Consider the following 17,222-nt stretch of genomic DNA (forward strand, 5'->3'; position numbering starts at 1 on the left):
GACTGGGCCACGGCGAAAACTGCGTATTTCCGGACTGTTGAGCATGGCGTGATTTCCCTTGAATCGTGGAATTTCTCCTTAAATCGTGGACTGACTGCGCCAGCTGCATGCAGGCGCGACTTTGAAGCCGAAAGGAGAAAAGGAACGGCGAAGCGAGCCTTTTCGGGAGGTCGCCCGGTTTGCGGGGAGGCCGTTATCGGGTTGATCTGCAAGCGTGGCGAAGCTGGGAGTCCGCCCAAGCTGGGAGCCAGCCAAGTCTCATCGGCAAGCCAGTCCACGATTAAAGGAAAATCCCGTTCAACGATTAAAGGAACGCGGGTCCACGATTTAAGAAGCCGTTCAATCATTTATCGGCCCTCGTCCACGATTTTGGGGAAACCGACATCTATGCTGAGGCTTCGGGCGGTGTCGCGGATGAGGTTTTCCACATCGCGCGCGCGCTCTTCAGGGTTAGAATCTAGGTTAGACTCTAAGTTAGGGGCGCGATTTCGTGTTTCTGTGTTATATGTTAGGGCTGGTTTCGGTTCCCTATAGCACGCGACCCGGGTTCCCGATGGCACGCCTCTCCGGGTTCCGAATGGCACGACGCCTTGCACAGGTTTTCCACAGGGCAGGATCGGCTCGAAGGCGAGCAGCGCGCGACCGCCGATCTCAAGCTCCAGGAACAGGGCGTAGCCGGGCAGCGGCTGGCGCCGGATGATGTCACGCAACTCGAAGGCAAAGCGCTTGAACGGCGACAGGCTGCCGGATTTCTGGTGCAGGTGACGGAAATCGAAGCGCCAGCCTCTGCGCTGGCGTCCGCCATGTTTGCGAACGATCCGGTAGAGCCAGCGTTCGAGCCCGCCGGTCAGCCCGAAATAGCTCCGGTCGATGGTCAGGATGAGCGCATCGTCGAGAACCGCCTGATAGAACCAGTCCGGCACGATCATCTCGATGCCGTCGGCCTTGCCGCAGCGATCGGTGCGCTCCTTCCATTCGTTGATCCAGGAGAAGCGGTGGCGGCGACCTTCCGCCGGCTGGCGTATCGTGGTGGTGACAGTCGTGGACTGGAGCCGGTCGAGAGCGGCCTTCAGGCGCCGATAGTCGCGTACCGATGTGCCGCGCCCGATGAAGCGGAGGATTTCGTAAGGTGTGGCGACCATCAGCCGCGAGGTGCGAAGCCCGGCGTCGCGCGCCTCGACGATCTGGCTTGCCGCCCAGATCAGGATGTCGGCGTCCCAGATCGTCGCCATGCCGTGATCGGGAACAGCTTCGACGCGGATCGCGATATCACCGGCCGAGAAATCAATCGGCGCAATGCGATGGGTCTTGGAAAGGGAGAAAAAGGGATAGGCCATGAGATCCTGCGCGTCTCGTGGCGCGAAATCGCCGGGGAGTGCCCTGAACAGGTCGAGTTGCCCGCGCTCGGAAGGAGATCGATGTCGCACCGCCATGAAGGGAGCCGGCGGCGATCAGCGCGCATAACGTCCGGCCCGCGGGCCGGACGGAAGGGACGTATGTCGCTTGGCGGGCAGGACGGAGCCACGCGGATCGGACGTAGACGTCACCGCGCCGCGATCGGCCCACGATTCGAGATCGTCGATGGCGTAGACGACACGGCCGCCGAGCTTGCGATAGGCGGGTCCGGTCCCGTAGGTGCGGTGTTTTTCGAGGGTGCGTGCCGAGAGGCTGAGAAAATCGGCGGCTTCCTTGGTGCGCAGGAAGCGCGGCGGCAAGACGACGGGTTCGTGCGGCATGGGTCGGACCTCCGTGGTGTCGGGACGGCCGCTGCGGATCAGCGGCGGGCAACGACCACGGTGGCGAAGAAGCACCGGCAATGTGCAGGGCGAAGTTGGGGGGTATCGAAATCGCCCACCATGCTGGGCGCAGGATTGCGCTAGCGTGGGCGACGATGACGCAGGAGTTTTCGATAGCCGCCCGCCACCATGGCACGGGCATCGCGCAAGAGCGATTTGATGACATGGCGGGCAGAGGATGCCTGCCATTCGTCACGGTCGAGTGGGCCGGTCTTCAGGATGACCTGCGCGATTTCCTGTTGTGTGGCGCCCGCCCTATGTCCATCCAAGGCGCGTAGCATCCGTCTCTGGCGTGTGCGCCGCTGTGGTGTCAGGCGCGTATCCGGTGGGATTGCCCGGCCATGCAGAGCACTGAGGAAACGGCGAAGAGCTTCGATGTGGTCAAGGCCATCGAGATCCAGCGGCACGATGGCAACGGCGATCGTGTCGTCATTGACGGTGCGGTCGAGAACCTGAAGGTATTGTCCGTTTCCAAGAGCAAATCGGAAATCGGCATCGGAATCGTCTGCCCGCAAATGAGGACGCCGGATCGGCAGAACGTGTCCGATAATATCGGCAAGCAATGCAGGGGCTTCCGCCAGCAGGATAATGCTGGTGTCCTCCCGCGGAAGCCAGAAGACGGGGGCATCAGGAGGCGGGGTCTGGGGGTCGACCGGGAAATCGCAGCCCCCACCGCTGCCGGATTCGTTCGGTCAGCGGTTCGGGATCTCCATGGCCTGCAACTGAGGCTTCAAAATCGGCGTCGTAGGCATCGTTGCGGCGGAGCCATTCCCAGGCCAGATCGGATGCCGTCAACGCATCCAGATGCTCGTATTCCGCCGAGGAACGCCAGGTAGATGCGTCGGGTGTCATCGCGATCTCCCACGTCAAGGTCGAGAAAGTTGGGGATTCACGATTCCCGCTCGGGTTGAATTGAGCAAGTCAGGTCAGAATCAACAGGTAATGCGTCCAGCGCATCACGATGAAGGTCGCTGCTGGCTTTCGCGGACCAGTTCGCGGTAGCCGCGTTCGGTCATCCAATGCGCGCGTGCGAGATGAGCGTCATGAACGAAGCGGCAGCGCTGGGGGTCGAGATCGGGATCGAGATCGAAGAGGATTCGCACCGCCTCGCGCCAGTCGGCCCCGTCGCGCTCGGCATCGAGCAACCGCATGTAGAGCTTCATATGCTCGCGATCATAGGACGTCAGCGTGTGGCTGGACGGTGGTTCATCAAGAAATGTCTGCGTCGCGCGTCCCATCACTCGCTCACGATCAGGTAACGTGTTTGTTAACCATCTCTGGTGAGAGATAGCCATTCTTTTTGACGAGAGCAGGTCAACGCCCAAGCCGCGACGCTACCTTTGGGCATCGATCCTGTCGTGCAGGAGCAACACCCCTTCGCCCTTGTCCGTCGACAGGAGAACGATTCCGGCGGCTTCGAGTGCGCGGCGCACCTGATCGCGCGTCGATTCGAACACCTCGAGTCCGCTTTGGGATTCGAGGCGTTTGAGCGCGGTCAATGCGACCTGGGCCTTGTCAGCGAGCGTCTCCTGTGTCCACCCCAGCAACGCGCGTGCGGCCCGTGATTGGCGGGCGGTGATCATACATGATCACCTCCCACTCACTGCTGCACTCGCTCCAGAACTACGACTATAATAGTCGTTTTCTGGTTGGATTCCACCCGAAATACGCGTGAAACAGCCATCGCTCACAGGATGTTACAGCGTGAGGGTCGCATCTGATTCGGTCGCCGAGTGGGCGGCCTCCAGGGAGAGGGATGGGGCTTGGGGAAGGGAGGAGGGAACCGTCTCCCTTCCCCATGGGAGGGTTCAAGGGAGGGGTTTCCCCTCCATTGGGGAGGATGTTTGAAGGAGGGGGCTTGCCCTGTCCTTCATGGGGAGAGTTTGAGAGGGGTGGCTTGTCCCCTTTCATCAGCCCTGGTGGCCGGTCGATCCGGCCGGCAGTGCTCCTGACGACGAAGCAAAGACGCGAGGCGGCTTTCGCCGCCTCTCGTCGCAGGTTCAGTCGGTATCCGGTCCCCAGAGCGGATTGCTCGCCGGATGCTCGATGCCTCCCCAGGCGGGTTCCAGGCCCTGGATCACCGCCCCGATCTTGTGCCCGCCGATATGCGTGCGGCCTTGCGCGACGAGGATGCTCACCGCGGTCGGGTCGGCCTCGATGGCCCGGATCGCGTCCTCCATCTCGTCGTGGGGGGCGAGGTTCTCGATGGGGATCACATCGCCGTCCTCGTCGTAGCCGCCGTGCAGATACATCGGCGCCTCGGCCAGTTCCTCCGCCGCCAATTCGGCCTCGCGGATGAGCCCGAAGGCATGCTTGCGCTCGCGCCAGTAGGCCGCGCTGCCACCGTCGATGCTGATGTGCTTGTAATTATTCATGTCATGCTCCTTTCTCTCGCTGACGAGAGGGTCGGGCACCGTAGCTGCGAGGAGTCAGGGATCGCGTAGCGACCGCCAGCGGCGGCGAGCGGGGGTGCCGATTTTCTGACGACGCCCGATGGGCGGCGACTGAAAATAGGGGGCACCGCGAAGTCCTTGACGCCGGAGTAGCTGGTGCATGATCCGAAGTCAGTGAGAGAAGAGCGCGCGGCCCCGACCAGGGGCCGCGTCAATATTGGAATGGGGATGGTTTGGAAGGGGGTGTTACACCCCTTTCCATGGGAGGATGTTTGAAGGAGGGGCTTTGCCCTTCCTTCATGGGGAGAGTTTGAGAGGGCGGCTCGCCCCCTTTCATCAAGCGATGGCGGCCGATCGATCCGGCTGGCATCGTTCGTTCGGCACAGCAAAGCAACGGGCGCGATATAGTGCGAACATGGAAAACCCGGCGGCTTGCGCCGCCGGGCTCCGGGCTTCCGCTCAGAACGGTATGTCATCATCGTCGATGAACTTGCCGTCGTCGTTTTCAGTCTGCTTGGCCCGGCTCAGAAAATCGACCGTCTCGGCGATGATCTCGCAACCGTAGCGGTCAACCCCTGCCGCATCGGTCCACTTCGTGTAGTGGATGCGGCCGCGAACCAGAACCTTCATGCCCTTGTCGCAATGCTGCTGGACCGTCTTGCCGAGGCCGTTGAAGCAGGTGATGCGGTGCCATTCCGTGTCCTGGACCCGATAGCCGTTCTCGTCGCGGACGACGCGGCCTTCCGAGTAGCGAGGGCGCGAGGTGGCCAGGGTGAAGTGGGTGATGCCGGTGCCGCCCTGGGTGGTGCGGGTTTCGGGGGTCTGACCGATGTTGCCGGCGAGGATGACGATGTTCTGCATTTTCAAGTCTCCGTTGCTCCTCGGAGGGACCATCCCTCCGACGAGACCCGGCCAAGGCCGTCGGGAGACTCCCGCAACTGCCGACCTTTCGGCAGCTTGCCCCTAAGGCCCCAGGTGGGGCGGGCAGCCGCGCTTGCGCGGCAACACGGCTGGGAGCCGCGGGGGTTGCTGGAGGAAACCGAACGGACTTAGGGGATCAGTCAGGCGGAGGGATTGGTGCCTCTGAAAGCACAAACACGGGGACGCACAGCAGAACCATCGTCCTTGCCGACGACAGCGAACAGACAGGCCCCCGAGACCCGGACCATGGGGCACAACACCGGCCCACCCGCCTTCTCTTTCCCGGCCGCGCTCGCGCTCGCCGCAGGAAGGCTATGTCGTCCGGGATGAGAACGAAGCAGCTATCGGGTTTCCAGGCGCGGCATTGCATTGCCCCGGCTTCGACAGCGGAAGGCCCGGTCCCGCTGCATTGCGAGAAGCGGCAATGAAGGTGTTCGTGGCTGAACTCCCGGAACGAAGCGCCGATGCTGCCGGGGTTGACCGCTACGGCTATGGGATTCATGCCGATGACCGATTTCCAGGCCGCTCGCGAAGCAGACCGAGAATGATGGCGGTGAGGACAGCGATGACATGACCGCTCAACATTCGAGGCGGAAGCCGGAGCCCGGCGGCGCAGGCTGCCGGGTTTTCCCCTTGGAAGCGGAAGATCACTACCGCCGTTTCAGCGCGAGAACACCGACTCGCCGAGGGCGTTCAGATTGACGACGGCCGAGACGCCGATGGCAAGGCCGCCAATGCCGCCGAGCAGATTGAGGACAAGGGCCGAGTCGATGGCGTTCTTCGTGATGCCATAGACAAGAGCATAGCCCGCGATAACGGCGGGCACCGCGAAGAGAGCGAGCGCGATGAGGCGCAGGACCGGGTTTTTGGCGAAGCCAAGAACCGCGATCACCAGTGCGATCGACAGCAGGGCGGCGCCAGCAGCACTGAGGCCGGACATCACGACGCCCGCTCCCGCGCCCCAGGCATATTGCGCGGCGGTAATGGCGGCCATGACGGGCAAGGCATAGATCGCGAGATTGAAGGCAATCACGCAAGCCGTGATAGTGAGCGAGATGGCGAGCAGGATCAGCGTCATGGAAACCTCCAGATGACCAGTTGAGGATCACGACAGGCTGCCGGGAGATACGCTCCGCCTGCGACTATTCTGCTTCGCCGGTTCTTCAAGGATGCTCCATCAAAGGCCCCGCCTCTCCTTCTGTCAAGGTTCGGCGGCGCTTACGCGCCGCCGTCGAACTTCATGACCGGGATGCCGAGCTTGCGAGCCTTGTCCGCGAAGTTCTCCTGAATCCCGGTGCCGGGGAAGACCAGGACACCGACCGGCAGGACGTCCAGCATGGCATCGTTGCGCTTGAAGGGCGCGGCCTTGCCGTGCTTCGTCCAGTCGGGCCGGAAGGCGACCTGCGGCACCTTGCGGTGATCTGCCCAGCGGGAGGCAATCAGTTCCGCGCCTTTCGGGGTGCCGCCGTGCAGCAATACCATGTCCGCGTGCTTGGCATGGACCTGATCGAGCTTCGCCCAGATCATGTGATGGTCGTTGAAGTCGGCGCCGCCGGTCACGGCCACCTTCGGGCCGGCGGGCAGCATCACCTCGGTCTCGGCCCGGCGTTTCGCGGCAAGAAAGTCGCGGCTGTCGATCATCGCGGCGGTCAAGTTGCGATGGTTGACCATCGAGCCGGTGCGCGGTCGCCAGGCGCTGCCGGTGTGGTGCTCGAAAGCCTCGGCGGCGAGGTCGCGGAAGAGTTCCATGCTGTTGCGCCGTTCGATGAGGGTCTGCCCCTCGGCCGTGAGGCGTTCGAGTTCGACGCTCTTGACCTCGCTGCCGTCTTGTTCCCTCTGCATCCGGCGCTGCGCCTGCTCGTTGTCGTCGAGATCGCGTTCGACCCGGCTGGTGGCGCGGTGGAAGAGATTGACGGTCCCCCAGAGCAGTTCTTCGAGATCGGGTTCGAGGCGGGTGTCGCCGAGCGTCGCGACAAGGGCGTCGAAGATGTCGGTGACGGCGGTGGCGACGGTATTGCCCTCGGGCAGCGGCCTGGGATCAGGTTCGTCCTGGAACGGACGCCAGCCGTAGAGCTGGAGTTCGGTGAGGGCGTGGTCGGTCTGGGAGGCGGTGTGGACCGGCTCGTTGCCTGCGGAATAGGTTTCGTTCGTCATCGGGAGCGTCCTTTGTCTGGAGACCGCGCCCATCGCGGCCTTCGCAGGCGTCGAAGCGCACGGGCGGGACGGGTTGGCAGCCCTCGCCCGCTCCGCGAGGGCCTTGATGGCCGGGTGCGGCTAATTTGCCTTTCGCGATGCAAAGGCGGCGCAGCCGCCGGCGGAAATTAGCCGCACCCGGCCATTGCCTGCCCGTCCCGTTTGTGCGCCGATCGCCCTCTCCGAAGGCCGTGGGCGCGGGACTCTCCGACGAAGGATGCACTTGGCGATGGCGAAAGAACGAAACCGGTAGGGGCTGAGCCGGGCCGTGCCTCCGGGGCCGATCACAGTGTCACCCCTCCAGAAAACGGCAGGCGTCTTCAGGATGAAGCTGATCCTTCAGGGCCGCCCGGAGGGCATCGGCGCCGTGGCGTCGCAGATCATCGTTGAAATCGCCGTTGAGCGGCGTGAGCGATATCGCCTCGATCCCGAAGCTCGCTGCTCTGGCGACCAGACTGTCTCTTGCGCCCTCCCCGGCCGGGTCGCGATCCCGCAAGACATAGAGCCGACGCAGGGACGGCGGGAACAGGATGGCAGCGAGGTGAGCGGCCGAAAGCGCCGCCAGCATCGGCATGCGAGGCAGAACCTGACGGGGCGACAGCACGGTCTCAATGCCCTCGCCGGCGGCGAGAACCTCAGCGGCAGTGCCGAAGCGGACGGCGTGGCCGAGAAGGTCGCCCATCGCCCGCCTCGGTGTCTCGACATCCGCCTTGCCGGAACCGTCCGGGGCGAGCCAGGTGCGATGCACGCCGGTCTGATGGCCGGCGAGATCGGTGACGGCGGCGACCATCGCCGGCCGGATCTCGGTGGGCGAATGCGCCTCAGACCTGTAATAGCACCGCGGATGGTAGCGTAGCGCGGCGGTGCCCGAGAGGGAGGTGATCGCCCGCCCGCTGAGGTAGATTTCCACAAGCGTGCCGCGGATCGGCTGCGCCATGGCGAAGAGCCGCCGCGACGCTTCGGGCGAACCGAGTGCCGGGCTGGATGTCCTGCCGGTCGGCGTCCTCGTCTTTTCAGGTTCAGGATGCGGGAGGGCGAGGAAACGGCGCGCTTCCTCGGCCACGTCCCTGAAGTCGACCAGGCCAAGTGCTTCGCGGATGACGTCGAGCAGATCGCCATGCTCACCCGTGGCCATATCGGTCCATTTCCCCGCCGCGCCCTTGCCGGAGGCAGGGCCGGTAAGACGGACGAACATCGAGCGTCCTGGCGTGTTCTGCACGTCACCGACCAGCCAGTACCGCCCGGCATGCTGGCCGGACGACAGGTAGTGGCGGCAAACCGCCTCGGCCTCCCGGCCAAGGCGGATCGCCAGTTCAGAGGCGTCGTGACGCGGCATCAGGCTGCCTCCCGCTCGCCGATGCGCAGGGCGGGCCAGCGGTCGAGCAGCTTGGCCAGCACGGTGGGGCCGTTGGCATCGACCGGCACGAACATGCGCAGCTTCCACGAGATGATCTCGTGGAAGAGGCCATAGGCCCGAAGCCGGTCGCGCATCGTGTCGGTGAAGCCCGACAGTTCGATCCGGTTCGCGCCCATGACGCGGACCCGGCGAAGCTGGAGGCCCTCGGCGAGATCGAGGATCGTCCGGCCTTCGATCAGCGCCGCGAAGGCATCTTCCGGCGTGACCGATGCAATGCCGGTCGTGGTCGCGTTTGCCGCCCAGGCCGGGGAGACCTTGCGGCCGATGATGCGCTCACCCGCATCGGTCTGGAGGCGATAAACGCGGGTGGAGTCGTTCGGCAGCCGCTTCCAGATCGGCAGCAGCAGGCCCGTCACCATATGCAGGGTGCTGTCTGCAAACTCCGGCACCTCTGCAACCTCGGTATTCCAGACCGCGGCGAAGGTATCGAGGTCAGCCTCGACCCAATGGGTCTCGCCCATCATCCTGACCGGGATATTGTGGGCCTCCATCGGCCGGATCAGCCGGACGCGGCGCTCGATCTCGCCATCGTCCAGCATGACGCTGGTGGTGGGTATCTGCACCGCCGCGCGGCCCGAGCGCTCGTTGACCAGCAGCTTCGCACGCGGATCATCGAGTTCGGCCAAGGCGGCGTCGAACGTCACCGGCCGGTTGCGCCTGCGCTCGGTGATGGTCAGCAGGCTGGTTTCCGCCCCGGTGCGAGGATGGGTGTAGATCACCTGCCGGTCGGTGACGATGAAGCTCTCGGCGCGCAGCGTTTCCAGCCCGGCGTCATAGGTGCCCGAGGCGATGGCACCTTCTATCCGCGCGGTCAGCAGTTGCTCGAAGGCGGTGAAGAGGACGCCCTGAAGCTCAATGGTCAGCGCCAGAAGCCGGTTGAGGAAGGTGGTAATCGCGGGCAGATCATCCTTGATGCCGTTCGAGTCCATCAGCTTCAGGCCGGTGGCAGCCTCGAACCGCTCCAACGAGCAGCCCTCGACCTTGCCACGCACCAGAAGGAGATAGAGCTGGCGTAGCGCGTCGCGTGCGTAGTGGCTCTCCAGATTGTCCTCGGGCCGGAACAGGCCCTGGCCGCCGGTCTGGCGCTGGCCGCGCGTGATCGCGCCCAGCGTGTCGAGGCGGCGGGCAATGGTCGAAAGGAAGCGTTTCTCGGCTTTGACGTTCGTGGAGATCGGCCGGAACAGCGGCGGCTGCGCCTGGTTGGTGCGGTGTGTGCGGCCGAGACCCTGAATGGCGGCGTCGGCCTTCCACCCGGCTTCGAGGAGATAATGGACGCGCAGGCGGGTGTTCTTTGCCGAGAGTTCGGCGTGGTAGCTACGCCCGGTGCCACCGGCATCGCTGAACACCAGCACGCGCTTGGCATCGTCCATGAAGGCCTGCGTCTCGGCCAGGTTGGCCGAACCTGCACGGTTCTCCACCACGAGGCGGTCGATAGTTACACCGCGCTTGCGGACGATACGGCGTGAGCGGCCCGTCACCTCGGCCACCGTGTCGGCACCGAAATGCTGGATGATCTGGTCGAGCGCGCCGGGGACCGGCGGCAGGCTGGCGAGGCTGGCGATCATGTCGTCGCGCCGCGCCACGGCCTCGCGGCTCTCGACCGGCTGGCCGTCGCGATAGACCGGGCGCGAGGACAGATTGCCCTCGCTGTCAGTATAGGGCTCGTAGAGCTGCACCGGGAAGGAATGGGCGAGGTAGTCCAGGACATACTCGCGCGGCGACAGGTCCATTTTCAGGTCGCCCCATTCCTCGGTGGGGATCTCCGCCAGACGCCGCTCCATCAGCGCCTCGCCGGTCGAGACGATCTGGATGACGGAAGAATGTCCCGCTTCCAGATCGGCGGTGATCGAGCGAAGCAGGGTCGGCGTCTTCATCGAGGTCAACAGGTGCCCGAAGAACCTCTGCTTGGCGCTCTCGAAGGCCGAGCGCGCGGCGGATTTGGCCTGCCGGTTCAGCGTGCCCGAACCGCCATCGCCGCCGGTGATATTGGCGGCCTGCATCGCGGCATCGAGATTGTTATGGATGATGGCGAAGGCATCGGCATAGCTGTCGTAGATGCGGACCTGCTCCGGGGTCAACTCATGGTCGAGCAACTCGTATTCGACGCCTTTGAACGACAGGGATCGGGCGGTGTAGAGGCCGAGCGCCCGCAGGTCGCGGGCCAGCACCTCCATCGCCGCGACGCCACCGGCCTCGATCGCTTCAACGAACTCCGCCCTGCTCGAGAAGGGGAAATCCTCGCCGCCCCAGAGGCCGAGCCGCTGCGCATAGGCGAGATTGTGGACGGTGGTGGCGCCTGTGGCCGAGACATAGACCACGCGGGCATGGGGAAGCGCGTGCTGGATGCGCAGCCCGGCACGGCCCTGCTGCGAGGCGGCGACATCACCACGTTCTCCCTTGCCGCCAGCGGCGTTCTGCATCGCGTGCGCCTCGTCGAAAACCACCACTCCATCAAAGTCGGAGCCCAACCATTCGACGATCTGCTTGACGCGCGAAACCCTTTCTCCGCGGTCGTCGGAGCGCAGCGTGGCATAGGTTAAAAATAGGATGCCTTCGTTCAGCGTGATGGGCTTGCCTTGCGGGAAGCGCGACAGCGGCGTGACCAGCAGCCGCTCCATGCCGAGGGCCGACCAGTCGCGCTGCGCATCCTCCAGCAGCTTGTCCGACTTCGAGATCCAGACCGCCTTGCGCCTTCCCTGCATCCAGTTGTCGAGGATGATGGCGGCCGATTCCCGGCCCTTGCCGACGCCGGTGCCGTCGCCGATCATGAAGCCCTGCCGGAAGCGGATGGCGCCCTTGGCGTCCTCCGGCGCGGCCGACAGGGTGTCGAGCGTGTCATCGACCGTCCAGGCCCCGGCGAGGAAGCCCGCATGGGCCTCGCCGGCATAGATCACGGTCTCCAACTGCGCCTCGGACAACTTGCCGAGGATGTCTTTCGGCAGCGTCGGCCGGTAGCTCGGCTTCGGCGGCGCGATGCTCGCCATCGAGGCCGATTGCACGAGCTGGGTCGGATGCGCCTGCGCCCCGGCGATGCGGATCGTCTGGAGACCATATTCCTCATAGATCGCGTCGGAGAGACGGTCGCCCTCCGCCGGTTCCCAATCCACGGTTTCATAGGCGAGCGGAACGGCCTCCGGCTCGGCCAGAGGCGCGGCAGGCGCGGCCTTCGCGGCCCGGTTGACATAGCCGCGCACGGTGCGGGGCGCGGCAGGTTGTGCGGCCGGCACGGTGACGTCAGGATCGACCGGCAACCGGGTCGGAAGCTGTTCGGCCAGCCAGCCGATCAGCGTGGCCACGTCCGGCGCGACACCGAGCGCTGCCGGAAACAATGACGTATCTTCGGCGGGCAGCTTGTCGATGACGGTCAGCCGCGTGTCGATGGTGGTGCCATGCTTGGCATAGACCGAACCGTCGATGGCGGCGGAGAAGACCACGCGGCCGCGTTCCTGCAGCCGGGTCCAGGAGGTCGTCCAGGCCGCATCGTCAGGCGCGAAGCTCGCCCCGGTAATGGTCACGAGCCGCCCGCCGGGCGCAAGGCGCGCCAGCGCCGAGGCGACATGGCGGAAGGCGGCATCGGCCATGCGGCCCTCGACATTGGCCATGACCGAGAACGGAGGGTTCATCAGCACCACCGTCGGGATCAGGCCCGGATCGAGATGATCGTCGATCTGGGCGGCATCAAGCCGGCTGACGGAAAGGGCCGGAAAGAGGGAGGAAAGCAGGCCGGCGCGGGCTTCGGCCAATTCGTTAAGCAGGAGCGAGCCGCCGGCGATCTCGGCCAGGATGGCGAGGAGCCCGGTGCCGGCCGAGGGCTCCAGCACCCGGTCGGCGGGCGTGATCGCCGCCGCCGTCACCGCCGCGAAGCCGAGCGGGATCGGGGTCGAGAACTGCTGGAAGATCTGGGCTTCCTCCGACCGGCGCGTATGCGTCGGCAGAAGCCCCGCAATCTTGCCGAACTGGAGCAGGATCGCGTTAGGAGAACCGGCTTTGCGGAAAAGCGCATTGCCGTATTTGCGCAGGAAGAGGACGGTCGCCGCCTCACAGGCATCATAGGCGGTCTTCCAGTTCCATGCGCCGGTGGCATCGGAAGCGCCGAAGGCAGCTTCCATCGCACCGCGCAGGGTGGCGGCATCGACGCGCTGACCGCGCTCCAGATGCGGCAGCAACAGCCCGGCAGCGGTGAAGATGCTGGCTGCGGTCTCAGCGTCTTGGTCGAACGGAAGCGGCGCGGTGGCGGATGCCGCCGCGGATGCAGAAATCATGTTCATCGGGATTCCTCGGGAGAGCGGGACAGGATCGAGCCTAAGCGGCGCTCTCTCTCGACCGCACCGGCTCAAACCCCTTCCGGCCCACCTCTCCCTCTCAGTCCGAAACGATAGCAGACATGAAACAAGCGCCCGGCCGTCAGGCGGGGCGCTTGTGAGGATTAGCCAAAACGGCGTCCGGCTTCGGTGAATGTGTATTCGTTGGCGGTGATGGCCGCGTCCACCGCCTCGTCCGAGGTCAGGTAGTCGTATTCGCGCTCAAGCTGGCGATAGAGCCATCGTGCCAGGTCCCGCAGCGTCTCGCTCACGATATCCTCCGCATCGGCGGTCATGTCCCGCCAGGTCGGACTGTCGCGGGTGACGGAAATCGCCATGGAGTATTCGTGATAGTAGTGGCCGCGGTGGCTGACCTCGGCGCGAAGCTGGTAGAAATTGCGCCGCTGGACGGACTGGAGCACGTCGGCAATCCTGTGCAGCTCGATGTCCTGTGGCGCGTATTCCCTCATCCGGCGCGGCGCGTCCTTCTGGTAGGAATACCAAGCCTCAAAACAGGCGCCATCGCCCTGGTTCCAAAAGCCGCGGAACCAGATGCACGGCTGTTGCTGGCTGCCGCCGCCCTTGAGGCGCAGCGGACGCAATTTCAATCGCAGGCCGAGAATGTCTCCAATCCGCAGGAAATCCTCATAGACGGCATCATACCAGTCGTAGCCGAAGCCGCCTTCGCGATACCAGACACGGGCGTTGTCCTTCGCGGCGTCGGAAAGCTCGTCGAGCCGATAGACGGTGGTTTCGATAACGTCAGGCATAGGGGTCGCCTCCGTCCAGAACGATCTCCAGCCAACTGTCGCTGTAGATCCAGTCCACGGTCTCGCCCGTGGCGAGATCAAGGGCGTGCGCGCCGCCGCCGAAGGCGTTCACCCGCGCCTGCGAACAGGTGGTTGCGTATTGGAAACCCCATAATCCGGTGAGGCCGAACTCGGCGGCGCAGCGCTTGACGAACTGGATGACATGTTCGGGATCGCCGGTTTCGTCATCGCGCATCCAGAGCTGGGTGCCACCATGCTCGGGCTGGATCGAGAGCAGGAAACCCTCGGACGGAGGGTCTTCCGCGGCGTTTTCCTCGGACAAGGCATTGTAGAGGTCGAGCGCTCGGGCAGCATTTTCGGGAGTGCCTACATCGAGCAGGCAGGAGAAATGCGTGTAGTAGTTGGCCATGTCAGGCTCCTGAAACGACAAAGCCCGGCGCGAGGCCGGGCGGTATGGGTAGGAAGCAGGGCGAGAGATCAGGCGGCCTGTGGCAGCCGCAGAAGCTCGGCGGCGGTCTCGCGCCAGAAGGGGTCAACCAGTCGCGCCTCGAGGAGACTGGCGCGGTAACGCAGATCGCGGGCGGTCGCCGCGTCGCCGCGCCCGGATGCCGTGAAGGCCATGCCGCGCAGACGGCTGGCCTCGGTGACGACGCGGCGGGCCTCGGCGTTGGAAGCGACGGGTTGCTGCCAGGTGACGATCCCGGACCGGACCTCGCCGGCGAGGACCAGGCCAAGTTCGCGGTCCTGAATGACCATGACGCGCGGGCGGAAGCGCGGCGCATCGTCCGGGCTGATGCGGAAATCGCCGCGCGCGACGCGCTGGCTGGCGATTGTCATGGCCTCTTGGGGGGAAAGGCCCTGGCCGATGACGAGTGTGCGGTCGAAGCTGTCGACGTGATCGCTTTCGTCGTAGCTGGCGATACCGATGCAGGAGATGCGCAGCGGCAGCTTCTGGGCGGGACGCAGCCGGGGCAACACCTGCTGCGCGACGATCTCGCCGATTGGGGCGAAAGCGTTTTGGCGGGATAGGGACATGGGAAATACTCCGCGACGGGCGGCGGAAGCCTCTCTCCCGCCTTCCAACCCGTCACGGCCAGCCGGCCCGCACTCTCACTCTCCCTTTGCGATGGAGGATCGTTCCCGCTTGCGCCGGACTGATCCGACGCTCAGCACCAGGGGTCGCGCCGCCCTGCCCAGGTTCTCGCCAGACCCTCGCTGACGAGAACATCACCGACATCATGACCTCCGACGCGGATCGCTGCCAGCGTCCGGCCATAGCGGTCGGTGCCCTGGCGCAGGATTTCGACCCGCCGGCCTTGCAGGATTTCTGCCAGCCTGATCTTGGCTTGCCGGGCAAGGTTGGATTCATAAGCGCAGCGGCCCTCGATCTCGGGGGCGTCGATGTTGAAGATCCGGACGGATTCGGATTGATGGCCCGCACCCAGCCGGATCGAGTCGCCGTCCCAGACCCGGACTTCCGCGGGTTCGCAGGATGCCGTGCAGAGCATGACGGAGATGACGATATGGCTGAGCATGGCGAACGGCTTTCATCTTGAAGGCGCGAAATCTGAGTGATTGCCACGGTTCTTTCCCGATGCGGGTCGAGATCGCAATGCAGATTGGTACGCAAGCGGCAATCGGCGGTGATTGACGGGAGAAGGCCCGGCTGGGCCTGGGCACCGGGCCGTGGGGTGAGGCGCTTTCGCGCCTCAGCTCCATGGATCGAGTTCCAGCTTCACCATGTCCTCGTCACCGTCGAATTCGTCGGCCGGCATGGCGGTATGGGTGCCGTCCCCGGCCTGGAGCACGACGATCGGGACCATCAGCGTGGTGGCGAGGCTGGCGGCGAAGGCGGTGGCATCTGCATAGGACATGGGTTCCGGCTCCTGTTTTTGGAGCGGGGGACCATCCCCCGCGCGACAGGCGCCCGAAGTGTCCGGCCGGATCTGCAATCACCCTCGGGCGTTCGGGCTCGTCCCGAATCCCCGAGGGCGGCACGCTTGCGTAAGCCGACCCTTCACGGGTTGATTGACAAAGAGACGGCTGGACCAAGGTTCGCGAATGGAAGCGGGGGTGGTGCTTTGCCTCTGACAGGCGCCGGAAATCCGTCGCAGATGCCTCGCCGCGCAAGCCTCGTTGCCGGGCCGATTTCCAGGATGTGCTTCAGGCCGGGGACGGAGCCGTTCCTCCGGCACCGACAAGGAGACGTTGCAATGGTGAAGCTGGACCTCGATTCATCGCTGCCTGACCAGCGATACTCCACGGCCCGGTGCCCAGGCGCAGCTTTCAGGGCCGGTCAGTCCCAGAAACTATCGGCGATTTCACGGGCGATCATGGCGCGGGCCTTCATCATCACGCCGTCGCCGGAGGTGTCGATATGACCATAAAACCGCGCGCGGCCGCCATCTGCGGTCCAGTCGGCATAGCGGCAATATTCGCGGGTATCGAGCAGGAAGACGCGCATGTCCTCAGCCCAATGCGGCTTCGGCTGAACAACGACGGTGATGCCGCCGCGTGTTTCTTCCCGCGGAAGTGAGCGTTCCGAGGAAGAATTGCGGCGGTCGTCGGCGAGGATTTCATCGACCGTCATCATGATGCGTCTCCGTCTCCGGCGATCTCGACGAAGCCGGCAGGATCGTCAGGGTCCGGCGGCAGATAGGCGTCATAGGGATTGCCGTCGGCGAGATGACCGAACGGCGTGAAGACGTAATCGCCGCGGTCGTAGCCGACAGCGCACAAGACATAGCGAATCTCGCGGGTTGCGGCGTCGAGGCATTCCATGAGCGCCAGATTTCCGTCACCGGCGGCGCGCAGCAGGGTGTTGAAATTCGTTCGGACGGGATCGGGAATGGCCATGATGTTCTCCGGATACGAAAAAGGCCCGCTATCGAAAGACAGCGGGCCATGTGGATGGGGTTATGTGGATCACGCGGCGGCACGACCTTCGACGACATCGGCGCCAGCCTCGTCGGCGGTGATCTCCTCCAGACGGGCGCGGCTGTATCCTTTCTGCGCGAGCCAAAGTTCGGCCGCCTCGCAGCTCTCCGCGAGGTGCAGCAGTTCGACGTTCTCTCCGACATCCTGAACGACGCGGACCTGACCGATCTTCGGGCGCTCGATCACCCGAAACCTCAGATCGCTGTCGATGCCGTAAGTGCGCATGACAGTGATGAGGATGATACCGCCTTTGCCGAAATCACCCTCATGCAGGGTGAAGGAAGGCGGGCTGGTGTAGGTCGGACGCTCGCGGCCGGGCTCCTTGCGTACAAGGCGGCCGACCCCGTTGCGGGATTTCCACGTGGCGAGCCTCTTCGTGAAGCGCGCAGGCGGCTTCGGCTGACCGTCGCTATAGGCCACGAGCGAGCCAAGCGGCACGATGTCGAAGATGAGGGAAGCGGACATGAATCTGGTCTCCTGAAACGAAAACGGCC

General features: G+C 64.7%; 20 protein-coding genes. All 20 read right to left on the reverse strand.

All coding sequences use genetic code 11. The annotated features are described in order from the left end of the window. Window positions 1–347: 347 nt before the first annotated feature. The gene (locus tag AC0CMF_RS17950) at window positions 348–1,433 is read right to left on the reverse strand and encodes a replication initiator protein A (protein WP_122520987.1); all 1,086 of its coding nucleotides are present in this window, start codon (window positions 1,431–1,433) and stop codon (window positions 348–350) included. A gap of 18 nt (window positions 1,434–1,451) precedes the next feature. Continuing rightward, window positions 1,452–1,736, reverse strand: coding sequence for a helix-turn-helix transcriptional regulator (locus AC0CMF_RS17955; protein ID WP_122520989.1), 285 nt, complete (start codon window positions 1,734–1,736; stop codon window positions 1,452–1,454). A 140-nt stretch (window positions 1,737–1,876) separates the two neighbouring features. Beyond that, window positions 1,877–2,359 carry a DUF2285 domain-containing protein gene (locus AC0CMF_RS17960; protein WP_247648031.1) on the reverse strand — a complete coding sequence of 161 codons (483 nt, stop codon included), beginning with the start codon at window positions 2,357–2,359 and terminating at the stop codon, window positions 1,877–1,879. 64 nt (window positions 2,360–2,423) lie between these two features. After that, window positions 2,424–2,648, reverse strand: coding sequence for a transcriptional regulator domain-containing protein (locus tag AC0CMF_RS17965; RefSeq protein WP_122521536.1), 225 nt, complete (start codon window positions 2,646–2,648; stop codon window positions 2,424–2,426). A 104-nt stretch (window positions 2,649–2,752) separates the two neighbouring features. Further along, window positions 2,753–3,034, reverse strand: coding sequence for a DNA -binding domain-containing protein (locus AC0CMF_RS17970; RefSeq protein WP_037092222.1), 282 nt, complete (start codon window positions 3,032–3,034; stop codon window positions 2,753–2,755). Window positions 3,035–3,130: 96 nt separating this feature from the next. Further along, a complete protein-coding gene (locus AC0CMF_RS17975; RefSeq protein ID WP_037092223.1) occupies window positions 3,131–3,379 on the reverse strand; it encodes a helix-turn-helix domain-containing protein in 249 nt (82 codons plus the stop codon). Between the two features lie 417 nt (window positions 3,380–3,796). Then, window positions 3,797–4,171 carry a hypothetical protein gene (locus AC0CMF_RS17980; protein ID WP_374628865.1) on the reverse strand — a complete coding sequence of 125 codons (375 nt, stop codon included), beginning with the start codon at window positions 4,169–4,171 and terminating at the stop codon, window positions 3,797–3,799. Window positions 4,172–4,648: 477 nt separating this feature from the next. After that, window positions 4,649–5,050 (reverse strand): single-stranded DNA-binding protein, encoded by a 402-nt coding sequence (locus AC0CMF_RS17985; RefSeq protein ID WP_122520995.1) that lies wholly within the window; start codon window positions 5,048–5,050, stop codon window positions 4,649–4,651. A 721-nt stretch (window positions 5,051–5,771) separates the two neighbouring features. Next, window positions 5,772–6,188: a hypothetical protein gene (locus tag AC0CMF_RS17990; protein WP_122520997.1), complete on the reverse strand. Its 417-nt coding sequence runs from the start codon at window positions 6,186–6,188 to the stop codon at window positions 5,772–5,774. A gap of 140 nt (window positions 6,189–6,328) precedes the next feature. After that, window positions 6,329–7,264 carry a DUF2493 domain-containing protein gene (locus AC0CMF_RS17995; RefSeq protein WP_122520999.1) on the reverse strand — a complete coding sequence of 312 codons (936 nt, stop codon included), beginning with the start codon at window positions 7,262–7,264 and terminating at the stop codon, window positions 6,329–6,331. 331 nt (window positions 7,265–7,595) lie between these two features. Next, entirely contained in the window at window positions 7,596–8,639 is a 1,044-nt protein-coding gene (locus AC0CMF_RS18000) for a DUF7146 domain-containing protein (protein ID WP_122521001.1), read from the reverse strand. Beyond that, window positions 8,639–12,988, reverse strand: coding sequence for a strawberry notch-like NTP hydrolase domain-containing protein (locus tag AC0CMF_RS18005; protein WP_122521003.1), 4,350 nt, complete (start codon window positions 12,986–12,988; stop codon window positions 8,639–8,641). Before AC0CMF_RS18005 ends, AC0CMF_RS18000 begins: the two co-directional genes overlap by 1 nt. 158 nt (window positions 12,989–13,146) lie before the next feature. Next, window positions 13,147–13,791 (reverse strand): antitoxin of toxin-antitoxin stability system, encoded by a 645-nt coding sequence (locus tag AC0CMF_RS18010; protein WP_122521004.1) that lies wholly within the window; start codon window positions 13,789–13,791, stop codon window positions 13,147–13,149. Then, window positions 13,784–14,200 (reverse strand): hypothetical protein, encoded by a 417-nt coding sequence (locus AC0CMF_RS18015; RefSeq protein ID WP_122521005.1) that lies wholly within the window; start codon window positions 14,198–14,200, stop codon window positions 13,784–13,786. Before AC0CMF_RS18015 ends, AC0CMF_RS18010 begins: the two co-directional genes overlap by 8 nt. 68 nt (window positions 14,201–14,268) lie before the next feature. Beyond that, complete coding sequence (locus AC0CMF_RS18020) at window positions 14,269–14,826, reverse strand: hypothetical protein (protein WP_374628867.1); 558 nt, start codon at window positions 14,824–14,826, stop codon at window positions 14,269–14,271. Window positions 14,827–14,957: 131 nt separating this feature from the next. Further along, a complete protein-coding gene (locus tag AC0CMF_RS18025) occupies window positions 14,958–15,326 on the reverse strand; it encodes a thermonuclease family protein (RefSeq protein ID WP_122521008.1) in 369 nt (122 codons plus the stop codon). A 174-nt stretch (window positions 15,327–15,500) separates the two neighbouring features. After that, on the reverse strand, window positions 15,501–15,665 hold the full coding sequence (locus tag AC0CMF_RS18030) for a hypothetical protein (RefSeq protein WP_122521009.1): 165 nt from the start codon (window positions 15,663–15,665) through the stop codon (window positions 15,501–15,503). Window positions 15,666–16,087: 422 nt separating this feature from the next. After that, on the reverse strand, window positions 16,088–16,384 hold the full coding sequence (locus AC0CMF_RS18035; protein WP_122521010.1) for a hypothetical protein: 297 nt from the start codon (window positions 16,382–16,384) through the stop codon (window positions 16,088–16,090). Further along, window positions 16,381–16,647, reverse strand: coding sequence for a DUF6117 family protein (locus AC0CMF_RS18040; RefSeq protein WP_122521011.1), 267 nt, complete (start codon window positions 16,645–16,647; stop codon window positions 16,381–16,383). Before AC0CMF_RS18040 ends, AC0CMF_RS18035 begins: the two co-directional genes overlap by 4 nt. Window positions 16,648–16,716: 69 nt before the next feature. Then, window positions 16,717–17,193: a hypothetical protein gene (locus tag AC0CMF_RS18045; RefSeq protein ID WP_122521012.1), complete on the reverse strand. Its 477-nt coding sequence runs from the start codon at window positions 17,191–17,193 to the stop codon at window positions 16,717–16,719. Between the last annotated feature and the right edge of the window lie 29 nt (window positions 17,194–17,222).

It is taken from the genome of Pannonibacter sp. CBAS1226, assembly GCF_055685825.1.

Coding starts and splice junctions, on each gene's coding strand:
- AC0CMF_RS17950 (WP_122520987.1), bottom strand. CDS start 1,433: ATGGCGGTGCGACATCGATCTCCTTCCGAGCGCGGGCAACTCGACCTG.
- AC0CMF_RS17955 (WP_122520989.1), bottom strand. CDS start 1,736: ATGCCGCACGAACCCGTCGTCTTGCCGCCGCGCTTCCTGCGCACCAAG.
- AC0CMF_RS17965 (WP_122521536.1), bottom strand. CDS start 2,648: ATGACACCCGACGCATCTACCTGGCGTTCCTCGGCGGAATACGAGCAT.
- AC0CMF_RS17970 (WP_037092222.1), bottom strand. CDS start 3,034: ATGGGACGCGCGACGCAGACATTTCTTGATGAACCACCGTCCAGCCAC.
- AC0CMF_RS17975 (WP_037092223.1), bottom strand. CDS start 3,379: ATGATCACCGCCCGCCAATCACGGGCCGCACGCGCGTTGCTGGGGTGG.
- AC0CMF_RS17980 (WP_374628865.1), bottom strand. CDS start 4,171: ATGAATAATTACAAGCACATCAGCATCGACGGTGGCAGCGCGGCCTAC.
- AC0CMF_RS17985 (WP_122520995.1), bottom strand. CDS start 5,050: ATGCAGAACATCGTCATCCTCGCCGGCAACATCGGTCAGACCCCCGAA.
- AC0CMF_RS17990 (WP_122520997.1), bottom strand. CDS start 6,188: ATGACGCTGATCCTGCTCGCCATCTCGCTCACTATCACGGCTTGCGTG.
- AC0CMF_RS17995 (WP_122520999.1), bottom strand. CDS start 7,264: ATGACGAACGAAACCTATTCCGCAGGCAACGAGCCGGTCCACACCGCC.
- AC0CMF_RS18000 (WP_122521001.1), bottom strand. CDS start 8,639: ATGCCGCGTCACGACGCCTCTGAACTGGCGATCCGCCTTGGCCGGGAG.
- AC0CMF_RS18005 (WP_122521003.1), bottom strand. CDS start 12,988: ATGAACATGATTTCTGCATCCGCGGCGGCATCCGCCACCGCGCCGCTT.
- AC0CMF_RS18010 (WP_122521004.1), bottom strand. CDS start 13,791: ATGCCTGACGTTATCGAAACCACCGTCTATCGGCTCGACGAGCTTTCC.
- AC0CMF_RS18015 (WP_122521005.1), bottom strand. CDS start 14,200: ATGGCCAACTACTACACGCATTTCTCCTGCCTGCTCGATGTAGGCACT.
- AC0CMF_RS18020 (WP_374628867.1), bottom strand. CDS start 14,826: ATGTCCCTATCCCGCCAAAACGCTTTCGCCCCAATCGGCGAGATCGTC.
- AC0CMF_RS18025 (WP_122521008.1), bottom strand. CDS start 15,326: ATGCTCAGCCATATCGTCATCTCCGTCATGCTCTGCACGGCATCCTGC.
- AC0CMF_RS18030 (WP_122521009.1), bottom strand. CDS start 15,665: ATGTCCTATGCAGATGCCACCGCCTTCGCCGCCAGCCTCGCCACCACG.
- AC0CMF_RS18035 (WP_122521010.1), bottom strand. CDS start 16,384: ATGATGACGGTCGATGAAATCCTCGCCGACGACCGCCGCAATTCTTCC.
- AC0CMF_RS18040 (WP_122521011.1), bottom strand. CDS start 16,647: ATGGCCATTCCCGATCCCGTCCGAACGAATTTCAACACCCTGCTGCGC.
- AC0CMF_RS18045 (WP_122521012.1), bottom strand. CDS start 17,193: ATGTCCGCTTCCCTCATCTTCGACATCGTGCCGCTTGGCTCGCTCGTG.